This window comes from Microcystis sp. M144S2 (assembly GCF_020246065.1).
Classification (GTDB): Bacteria; Cyanobacteriota; Cyanobacteriia; order Cyanobacteriales; family Microcystaceae; genus Microcystis; species Microcystis ichthyoblabe_A.
Genome location: NZ_JADBTR010000057.1, coordinates 41,078 through 52,225 on the forward strand (window position 1 = coordinate 41,078; position 11,148 = coordinate 52,225).

The following is an 11,148-nucleotide window of genomic DNA, read 5'->3' on the forward strand; positions in this document are numbered from 1 at the left end:
AATTAGGGTGAAACTGACTATAATTAATGATAAAGCACGGTCAGCATTGACAATGATTAGCGATCAATCCCTCCCCCCCCAAAATATTGAAGCGGAAGAATCTATCTTAGGTGGTATTTTACTAGATCCAAAAGCGTTAGGTAGAATCAGTGATTTTTTAATTCCAGAAGCTTTCTATGTGAAAACCCATCAAGATATTTATCGTGCGGCACTTGCCTTACAAGGGAAGGGAAAACCGACGGATTTAATGACGGTTAGCAGTTGGTTACAGGATAATCATCTGCTGGAAGAAATCGGGGGAATGCCGCGATTGTTACAATTAATTGAGCGCACTGTCTCGGCTGCCAACATCGATCGCTATGCTGAATTAGTGATGGATAAATATATGCGTCGTCAGTTAATTTCCACGGGGGGAGAAATTATCGAGTTAGCCAGGGATACGACGCTAGAATTAGAAAATGTTTTCGATGAATCGGAACAAAAGATTTTTCGTCTCACCCAAAAACGACCCCAGGAGGGTTTAATTTTTCTGGGGGATACTTTAATTGAAACTTTTAATGAAATTGAGAAAATGCAGGAGACGACCACTCTACCCGGTATCGAAACTCAATTTTATGATCTCGATGCGATGACCAGTGGTTTACAACCCTCGGATTTAGTTATTATCGCCGGTAGGCCTTCCATGGGAAAAACTTCTTTTGCTCTTAATATTGCCTATAATATCGCTCAACAGAATTTACCTGTGGCTGTCTTTAGTTTGGAGATGTCCAAGGAACAATTAGCCCAACGTTTGTTATCGAATGAGGCTAAAATCGAAAGTAATCGGATTCGCTCGGGCCGTTTAGGACAAAATGATTTAGAGAAGGTTCTTGGGGGACTAGAAAAGTTATTAAATTTGCCCATGTATATCGATGATAGTGCCAATTTAAGTGTGCTTCAAATGCGTTCCCAAGTGCGGCGTTTACAGGCAGAAAAAAAGGGACAAATGGGCTTAGTTTTAATCGATTATCTGCAATTAATGGAAGGTGGAGGTGATAATCGCGTTCAGGAAATTTCTAAAATCACCCGCAGTCTTAAGGGTTTAGCGAGAGAAATTCATGCTCCAGTAATTGCTCTTTCTCAGTTAAGTCGCGCTGTGGAATCTCGCAATAATAAAAGACCGATGATGTCCGATTTACGCGAGTCGGGATGTTTAGCGGGTGATAGTTTAGTTGAGTTAGCCGATCCTCGTGCTAAAGTGCCAATTTGTGAGTTAGTGAATTGCTCTAATTTTACGGTTTTTGCTCTTAATGAGGAAACAATGAAATTAGAAAAAGCACTGGTAACTAAGGTCTTTTCCACAGGATTTAAGCCAGTTTTTCGATTAACAACTCGTTTAGGTCGCACGATTAGAACTACAGCCAATCATAAATTTTTGACTGTCCACGGTTGGCAAAGATTAGATGAATTAAATATTGGTAATTATATCGCTTTACCTCGCTCTCTGAGTAATTCAGACCTAACTTTTAATTGGGATGAAGTTATGGCAATTCAAGCGGATGGAGAGACAGAAGTGTATGATTTAACAGTAGATAAATTGCATAACTTTATTGCCAATAATATCATCGTCCATAATAGTATCGAACAGGATGCGGATTTAATTATGATGTTATACCGAGATGAATATTATAACCCCGATAGTCCCGATCGAGGTGTGGCCGAAGTAATTATTACTAAACACCGTAACGGTCCCACCGGCACAATTAAGCTACTTTTTCAACCGGAATTTACCAAGTTTCTCAATCTTAAACAAAGTCGCTCTAATTATTAAAATGAAAGCAAATATTAATTATAAAACTCCCAATTGGCTCTTAATACTTTTGGCAATTATCCTAACTCTCGGTGTGGTTTTTCGTTTCGCAAATATCGATAAAAAAATCTATTGGCATGATGAATCCTACACCACCATTAGAACCACTGGTTATCAAGCAAAGGAAATCGCCGATACTATCTTTCAAAACCGTCTTTTATCTACCACAGAATTAGGAAAATTTCAACAACTGAAACCCGAAAGCAATGTTTTTGATACGATTAAATCTCTCGCTAAAGAAGACCCTCAACACCCACCTTTATACTTTATGATCTCTCGCTATTGGGAAAAAATATTCGGTTTTTCTCCCGTTTCTTCCCGCAGTTTAGCGATTGTTTTTAGTCTTCTCTCCCTGCCATTTATTTACTATCTATCCCTAGAATTATTTGCGTCAAAGTTAACGGCAATTTTAGCAGTAATTTTATTGGCACTCTCTCCAGTTGATATAATATTTGCTCAAATGTCTCGTCAGTATAGTCTTTTAGTTTTGTTAACGATAATCAGTCAATTAATGCTGTTAAAATGCCTCAAAAAAAGAACTCTTGTTAATTGGTCTTTATATACCTTATCTAATACTCTCGGACTCTACACCCATCTCTTTTTTATTCTCAACTTATTTGCTCAAGCAACCTTGATAATTTGGTATCTTGTTATGAAACCAGAGCGAAAAAATAACTTGATATTTTTCCTGTTATCTGGGTTAACAATGATAATTTTATATATACCCTGGTTACGGGTTTTTTTAACTAACTCTCAAAGGGCCTTTAACTCCACCAGTTGGGCTGCCGTTAACTATCTCGATTGGGGATTGTTCGGTAAATTATGGCTCTTAACTTTTACTTCTCCATTTAGCGATAGCGATTTTGGTTTTAATAACATCTTCACCTATATATATAGACTGTTTTTTTTAATCTTAACTATCTATGCTTTTTATCGAGTTTATCGCTACAATAACCCCATAGCTTTTACTTTTCTGATTACCTCAACCCTAGTACCTTTCCTAGCTTTAGTCATTCCCGATCTAATTTTGACCACCACTAGATCAACTGTCACCCGTTATCTAATTGCCACCTTTCCCACTATCTATATAACTGTGGCTTTTTTCTTGTCACAATTGCTTAATCAAGGTAAAATTTTAGGTAAAATTATCTTGACTTTTTTGTTAACTGCTAGTATAATATCGAACTTTAATAATGCTCTTTCCGAAACCAGTTGGGCAAAAGTTCCTAGTTATTGGAATGGCGAAGTTGCCAGAAAAATCAATGCTGTACCCAATGCCATTATTATCAGCGACGAAGGTAATGACTGGACTAACTTAGGTGATTTGCTTTCCCTTAATTATCGTCTTAATGCTGATGTACAATACTTTCTGACTACCACTAACCCCGATACCGATAAGTTAAAAGAAGTCCTAGAAATTCCAGGGGTCAACTTATTTCTTTTTCGTCCTTCCAATCGGTTATTACTTGCCTTAAAGCAATTCGATGTTCGTCGTGATGATTTCTATCGTCAAGGTCAATTGTCGCGAGTGAAGAAATAGGTAAATATATATTTTGGGTCAATCTAGCCTGAAAGAGTTGAGCAAAGCTGGTATTATAGCCAGTTAAAACCGTTAATCTTCACCTTAAAGAAATGACTTTTCTAATTCCGACCAGTGCTTGGCGGCAAATTCTTAAAAAGCTCCCCATACTACTATTTTTAGCATCTTTTCTAATAGTCCTACTCTTAGGCTATTTTTCTGCTGCTTTCTCTCAAAGTCGGGATGGCGATATCCGCGGTGTTTGGATTACCACCAACGACACAGCCATGCTGATGGACAGGGATAAACGACAACAGGCGATCGAGCAATTAGTTAATCTTAATTTTAATGCTATCTATCCCGTGGTCTGGAATTCCGGTTATGCTCTCTATCCGAGTGCGATTGCTCAACGGGAAGGAATACAGCCTTTTGTGCCTACGGGAGCGCAGGGACAAGATATCTTGGCAGAAATGGTGGAACAAACCCGTGGCAGGGGATTATTAGTCATTCCTTGGTTTGAATTCGGATTTATGGCTCCTCCCACCTCAGAATTAGCTTTAAAACATCAAGACTGGTTAACCCAAAAACGCGACGGAGGGACCACTTGGGTGGGGGCAGCCGGTGAGGTGGTGTGGTTGAACCCTTTCCGTCCCGAGGTGCAGAATTTTCTGCGGGAATTAGTCTTGGAAGTAGTGGGACAATACGATATTAACGGCATCCAATTCGACGATCATCTGAGTTTACCCAACGAATTCGGCTATGATCCCTATACTATCGCCCTTTATCAACAGGAAACCGAAAAAACGCCCCCGGCTAACCCCCGGGATCCCGAATGGACAAAATGGCGGGCCGATAAAATCACCGCTTTTCTGGCTAATCTCAAAGAATCAATTCAGGCAATTAAACCGAATATACTGCTTTCGATCGCCCCTAATCCCTACGAATTCGCCTATAATGGTCATTTACAGGATTGGCTCGCTTGGGTGCGGCAAGGATTAGTCGATGAGTTAATCGTACAGGTTTATCGTCCCGATCTGCCCAGTTTTCTCAAACAATTAGAGCGTCCCGAAATTCAAGAAACCCAGCAAACTATCCCCACCGGTGTGGGGGTTTTAACCGGTTTACGCAATCGACCGATTGCCCTACCCTTTATTGAAGAAAAGGTATTGGCTGCTCGTCAACGGGGTTTAGGGGTGATTTTCTTCTTTTATGAAAGTCTCTGGCAGCAAGCTTTGGAACCTCCAGAAACCAGAAAAGCGGCAATTCAAGCGCTGTTTTCCCAACCAATCACTCCCCGTCTTCCCGTGGTGGAAAATATCCCCTTAGTTAGTACACCTGAACCTGTTGACCAGCCAGAACTAACCCCCACACCTCCCCCCTTAGCGCCGGACGGTATCGAAATTCCTGTAATTCCCCCTCCGGGTAGTTAATAGCAATTTTTGCCCAGAGAAATTACAGATCAAATCATCGAATTTAAGTCCCCCTTTTTCCCTTTTTTTTAACAGGGATGGAGATGCTGGGGGGATGAAAATTTTTTTAGTCAGATTTTGGAGAATTGGTATGAGTTAGACTTACTCATTCTCCGCATTGACATCTCAAACTGAATTGCTATGGTAAATCCCTTGATAGATAGGCATTTCAGTGTTTCAATCGGGACTCACTTCTGTGAAAACCGCTATATACAAACTCTATTAATTGCACCATAATTAAACTCAAATAATATTTTATTTAGGTGGAATAGGAAGATGAAATTTATCGATAAACTAATAAATTATCATCACCTAAACCACTTTCTAGCCTAATTAATAGGGCCATTTCCAGTTAGTAATCTCGTCCTTATCGATGCCATTGGTAAAAGCATAATCGAGATTATCGATAATGGCATTTTTCATTCGTTCTTTCACATGACCGGCAGCAGAACCTAATTTTGGCACGCGATCAATCACATCAATTACTAGATGAAAACGATCAACTTGGTTACGAATCGCTAATTCTAGGGGAGTATTAATATTCCCTTCTTCTTTGTAACCGCGCACATGAATACGTTCTTGATTACTGCGACGGTAGGTAAGTTTATGAATCAGCCAAGGATAACCGTGGAAATTAAAGATAATTGGCTTATCAGGGGTAAATAAACTATCAAAATCCCGTTCTGATAAACCATGAGGATGTTCACTTTCAGACTGTAATTTAAACAGATCAACCACATTGATAAAGCGAACTTTTAAGTAAGGGAATTCCTCCCGCAGAATTGCCGTTGCTGCTAAAGATTCTTTAGTGATAATATCCCCACAGCAAGCCATAATTACATCTGGTTCATCGGGATTGATTCCGTCATCATCGTTACTAGCCCAATCCCAAATACCGATACCTTTGGTGCAGTGCTTAATTGCTTCTTCAATGGTCAAGTATTGCAGGTGTTTCTGTTTATCAGCAACGATAATATTAGTGTAATCCTTGCTCTTGAGACAGTGGTTAGCCACACTTAATAAACAGTTACCATCGGGGGGAAGATAAACCCGCACCACGTCGGCACTTTTATTGGTTACTAAATCGATAAAACCGGGGTCTTGGTGACTAAAACCATTATGATCCTGCCGCCAAACCACCGAGGATAATAACAGATTCCAAGAGGAAACAGAAGCACGCCAAGGCACATGATTTTTGCAGATATCGAGCCATTTAGCGTGTTGGTTGAACATGGAATCAATAACATGAGCAAAAGCCTCGTAGGAGTGAAATAAACCGTGACGACCGGATAATAAATAACCCTCTAACCAACCGACTAAAGTATGTTCACTCAGCATCTCCATCACCCGACCATCGGGAGATAATTGGCTACCATCTAAATCCTCCGGATAGGTATCGGCTAACCAAGCTTTTTTAGTCACTTCATAGAGAGCCGCTAAACGATTAGAAGCAGTTTCATCGGGACCAAAAACGCGAAAATTAGTCATATTATTTCGCATTACATCCCGCAAAAATACCCCCATCACTCCCGTGTTTTCCGCTTCCACCTGGCCCGGGTGGGTGACATCTACGGCATATTGACGAAAATCGGGCATTTTTAGGTCTTTACGCACCAATCCGCCGTTAGCGTGCGGGTTAGCACTCATGCGACGATGACCCCTAGGAGCCAGTTCTTTAAATTCTGGCTTAAATTTACCCGTGGTATAGTCAAATAATTCCTCCGGGTTATAGCTTTTCATCCACTCCTCTAATTTTCTCAAGTGTTCGGGGTTTTCCTGCATAGCACCCATGGGGACTTGGTGAGCGCGCCAGAATCCTTCTACTTTATGACCATCAACATTTTTCGGGCCCGTCCAACCCTTGGGAGACCGGAGGATAATCATCGGCCAGGGGTAACGTTTAGCAATACCCGTGCTGCGAGCTTCCTGTTGATAGGAGCGAATCTGATTGATACAGTGTTCTAGGGTAGCGGCCATTTTTTGATGGCAGTGCAGCAGGTCTTCATCTTCCTTACATTCGACGATGTAGGGAGTGTAACCGTAACCGACAAAGAGACTTTCTAACTCGTGCGTCGAAATACGGGAGAGAATGGTGGGATTAGCGATTTTATAACCGTTTAAGTTTAAAATTGGCAGTACCGCACCATCGCGAATCGGGTTAAGGAATTTATTCGAGTGCCATGCGGTGGCAAGGGGGCCGGTTTCTGCTTCCCCATCACCCACCACCACGGCCGTAATTAGGTCGGGATTGTCAAAAACAGAACCGTAGGCATGGGAAACACTATAACCTAGTTCGCCGCCCTCATGGATAGAACCAGGGGTTTCGGGGGTGACGTGACTGCCGATGTGACCGGGAAAAGAAAATTGTTTAAAGAATTTTTGTAATCCTTCCTCGTCTTCACTTTTATCGGGGTAAATTTCCGAATAGGTTCCTTCTAGATAAACCGGACCGAGTACCCCCGGCGCCCCATGGCCGGGACCGGCCATAAAAATCATATCGAGGTCGTATTTTTTGATTAAACGGTTGAGGTGAACGTAGGTAAAACTTAAGGCCGGACTTGCTCCCCAGTGACCAAGTAAACGATACTTAACGTGTTCGGGTTTAAGATGTTCTTTAAGCAGGGGATTATCGCGCAGATAAATCATACCTACAGCTAAATAGTTACAAGTGCGCCAATAGGCATGGGTTTTGTAGAGTTCGTCTTGAGAAAGGGGATTTTGTTCTGTTAAGGGTCTTTCTGGTGCGGATACCATGAATATTTCTCCAATATCTATGAAGGATGAGATTAAGAGAGTTGATAGACAATTTCTCCATCGAGAGGGTTAACCCTCGGTCAGTTTTCAAACTGTAATCAAGAGTCTAACCTTTCGGAGGGTAAAAAACTATTAAAATAAGCTATATTTTGCCAATCCGGCTAGGGGAATTTATGTCAGTCGGGCGGGGTTTTTAAATGGCTTTTAAAGGCATATTAATATGTTCTTAACTTAGGGATCCACAAATTCTCAGAAAGCTTTTAATGATTTTTTAATGTCAACTTTTCCCAAAAGGCTATATAATCATATTTTACTTTTTTGACAAAGGCCTAATCAGGTTTTCTCGATGCCGGTGGCGGGGACGACTAGGGTAGCAAATTTATTATTTTTTATCTTGGAAGCACTGAAACTTAAAATCTTTCTATACTTCATCTAGCGATCGATAAAAGCTGATTAGCATATATAGTGATTCTCTACAGGCTAATCAATTCTCGGATTGTTTTTTCTTGATCGTGCCTAAGCTTATCGCAGCTGCAAAGGAGTTTTTTTCATGACAAAAGTAAGAGTCGCCATCAACGGATTCGGTCGTATCGGTCGCCTCGTTTTTAGGGCGGGTATCCAAAATCCTGATTTCGAGTTTGTTGGTATAAATGATCTGGTTCCCTCCGATAATATTGCCTATCTGCTCAAATACGACTCCACCCACGGACGTTTTCAGGGTACGGTAGAAGCAAAAGAAGATGGCATCGTCGTGGATGGTAAGTTTATCCCCTGTTACTCCATTAAAGACCCCGCTCAACTGCCCTGGGGTGCAACCGGGGCCGATTATGTGGTCGAGTCCACTGGTTTATTTACCACCGCGGAAGGGGCAGGAAAACACCTAGAAGCCGGGGCCAAACGGGTGGTTATCTCCGCACCCACCAAAGATCCCGACAAAATTCGTACCATTGTACTAGGCGTTAACGACAATGAGTACGATCCCGCTAAGGATCTGATCGTCTCTAACGCTAGTTGTACCACCAATTGTTTAGCCCCGATCACCAAAGTTATTAACGATAACTTCGGACTAGCGGAAGGATTAATGACCACGGTACACTCGATGACCGCCACTCAACCCACCGTCGATGGTCCATCGAAAAAAGATTGGCGCGGTGGTCGCGGCGCCGGTCAAAATATTATCCCCTCCTCCACGGGAGCAGCCAAAGCAGTAACCCTAGTTATTCCTTCCCTAAAAGGCAAATTAACCGGTATGGCCTTCCGTGTGCCAACTCCCAACGTTTCGGCGGTGGATTTAACCTTTAAAACCGAAAAAGCCACCAGTTACGAGGAAATCTGCGCCGCTATGAAAGCCGCCAGCGAAGGTCCGATGAAAGGTATCCTCGGTTATACCGATGAGGAAGTGGTATCGAGTGACTTTATCACTGACCCCCGTTCCAGTATCTTTGATGCTAAAGCTGGCATTCAACTTAATGCCAATTTCTTTAAGGTCGTCTCTTGGTACGATAACGAGTGGGGTTACTCCTGCCGGATGTTAGACCTGATGAAAATGATGGCAGCTAAGGAAGCAACCCTAGTAACAGCCTAAATCAGTTATCAGTTATCAGTAACCAGTTATCAGTAACCAGTGAACAGTAAAAAGACAGCACTGTTAATGCCATTAGACATCTCCAAGAGTTAAACAAAATAGTTCTATGGCTGAAATGTATGTCTTTGTCTATTTAATACTGCTCACTTAATAAGTAGGTGGGTGTTAAAAATTGTCAGATCCCCCCTTATCAAGGGGGGCAGGGGGGATATACCCACTTAATACTCAAATCTGATAACTGATAACTGATAACTGATAAGATGAATCCAAAATTTAAAGATATTACCGCTTGGGAACAGGCACAATTATTAATGCAGCCGGCATTTATTCGGGTGCTGGATAATCTGCGTAAACAGTTAGAAAATTCCCTCTGGAAAGGAACTTATACAGAAATTCAAGATCCCTATCCCAGTTATCTGCTCTGTTTGACTTATCTCGATCGCTCCGTTACTGTAAATATTTGGGAACTTTGTTTTCAAGTCTGTTTTCTCGATTATCCCACCGATGAAGGAGAGAGCGTCACCATCGATACCAGTCTCCTCGACCCCACCGGTGAACTAGATTGGCAGAGTTTGGAAACGAAAACCGAGCGCATTATTAACCGATTATTCGCTAATTTACCCCAATGAAAGCAGATTTAGACACGATCAAGGCAGAGTATGCCGCTAATTTTCTCAAAGATTACCACAATGATCCCCAAAGTTTAGCATCCCAAACAATTTTAATCGATCGCTCCGATTGGGGTTTATTAGAATTAAAAGGCCAGGATCGACTGCGTTTTCTCCACAATCAAACCAGTAACGCGATCGATCGCCTGAAACCGGGTCAGGGTTGTGAGACAATTTTCCTTAACTCTACCGGTCGTACTCTCGATTTTGTCACAGTTTACGCCAGCGATGATTCCCTCCTCATCCTCGTTTCTCCCCAACGTCGTCAATTTTTACTGGAATTGATTGATCGCTATATTTTCCCCTTCGATAAGGTGGAAATTAGCGACTTAACCGATAATTTTGCCATTTTCACCCTAATTGGTACTGAAAGCGGGCAATACCTGCAAAAAATCGCCATTCCAGAGCAGATTTTAACGGGGGTGCAGCATAGTCATTATCTCCTTTCTGACCCCCCCCTGAGAGTGGCCGTCGGCACCGGCTTAGACCTACCCGGATACACTTTAATCGTTGCCGCCGCCGAAGCGGGTTCTCTCTGGGAAAATTTAATTAAAAATGGCGTTACCCCCGCCGATGAACAGGTGTGGGAATACCTGAGAATCCATCAGGGACGACCGGCAGTCGATCGAGAATTAACTGAAGATTATAACCCTTTAGAGGCCGGTTTATGGCGAGCGATCGTTTTTGATAAGGGCTGTTATATTGGTCAAGAAACTATCGCCCGTCTCAACACCTATAAAGGCGTAAAACAAAGACTTTGGGGCATAAAACTTAGCCAACCCGTCCCCAGCAATACCCCGATTATTTTAGAAGCGCAAAAAGTCGGTTTACTCACCAGTGTGCTGGAGGATTTTGGCTTGGGTTATGTGAAAACAAAAGCGGGAGGAGAGGGTTTAAAAGTACAAATCGGCGAGGCAACAGGAGAATTAATCCCCTTACCCTTCCTCTCTCACGAATACCCCTTTCAGTGAACAGTAATCAGTAAACAGTGATCAGTAATCAGTAATCAGTAATCAGTGACCAATCACCAATCAACGATAACTGATAACTCACATCTTATAAGTAGTTGTGCAAAATTAATTTATTGGTTAGGATAGGCAAAAGGCAGGAGGCAAAAGGCAAAAGCTTTATCGAAATGTGTAATTAATTTTGCTTAGATACTTAACTAATAACTGATAACTGATAACTGATAACTGATAACTGATAACTGATAACTGATAACTGATAACTGATAACTGATAACTGATAACTGATAACTGATAACTGATAACTGATAACTGATAACTGATAACTGATAACTGATA

General features: G+C 41.7%; 7 protein-coding genes. 6 read left to right on the forward strand and 1 reads right to left on the reverse strand.

The features are described from left to right. Nucleotides 1-52 precede the first annotated feature (52 nt). From dnaB to IM462_RS07490, 3 genes are all read left to right on the forward strand, one after another. Nucleotides 53-1,810 carry a replicative DNA helicase gene (gene dnaB / locus IM462_RS07480; RefSeq protein ID WP_287701502.1) on the forward strand — a complete coding sequence of 586 codons (1,758 nt, stop codon included), beginning with the start codon at nucleotides 53-55 and terminating at the stop codon, nucleotides 1,808-1,810. A 1-nt stretch (nucleotide 1,811) separates the two neighbouring features. Beyond that, on the forward strand, nucleotides 1,812-3,389 hold the full coding sequence (locus IM462_RS07485) for a glycosyltransferase family 39 protein (RefSeq protein WP_287701504.1): 1,578 nt from the start codon (nucleotides 1,812-1,814) through the stop codon (nucleotides 3,387-3,389). A gap of 92 nt (nucleotides 3,390-3,481) precedes the next feature. Next, complete coding sequence (locus IM462_RS07490) at nucleotides 3,482-4,798, forward strand: family 10 glycosylhydrolase (RefSeq protein ID WP_287701506.1); 1,317 nt, start codon at nucleotides 3,482-3,484, stop codon at nucleotides 4,796-4,798. A gap of 372 nt (nucleotides 4,799-5,170) precedes the next feature. Here IM462_RS07490 and IM462_RS07495 read toward each other — a convergent pair whose 3' ends face one another. Further along, on the reverse strand, nucleotides 5,171-7,591 hold the full coding sequence (locus tag IM462_RS07495) for a phosphoketolase family protein (protein ID WP_287701508.1): 2,421 nt from the start codon (nucleotides 7,589-7,591) through the stop codon (nucleotides 5,171-5,173). A 550-nt stretch (nucleotides 7,592-8,141) separates the two neighbouring features. Between IM462_RS07495 and gap the strand changes: the two genes are divergently transcribed. From gap to ygfZ, 3 genes are all read left to right on the forward strand, one after another. Next, on the forward strand, nucleotides 8,142-9,176 hold the full coding sequence (gene gap / locus IM462_RS07500) for a type I glyceraldehyde-3-phosphate dehydrogenase (protein WP_002739710.1): 1,035 nt from the start codon (nucleotides 8,142-8,144) through the stop codon (nucleotides 9,174-9,176). Nucleotides 9,177-9,436: 260 nt separating this feature from the next. Next, a complete protein-coding gene (locus IM462_RS07505) occupies nucleotides 9,437-9,805 on the forward strand; it encodes a hypothetical protein (protein ID WP_008200332.1) in 369 nt (122 codons plus the stop codon). Then, nucleotides 9,802-10,815 carry a CAF17-like 4Fe-4S cluster assembly/insertion protein YgfZ gene (ygfZ, locus tag IM462_RS07510; RefSeq protein WP_287701510.1) on the forward strand — a complete coding sequence of 338 codons (1,014 nt, stop codon included), beginning with the start codon at nucleotides 9,802-9,804 and terminating at the stop codon, nucleotides 10,813-10,815. Before IM462_RS07505 ends, ygfZ begins: the two co-directional genes overlap by 4 nt. Nucleotides 10,816-11,148 lie beyond the last annotated feature (333 nt).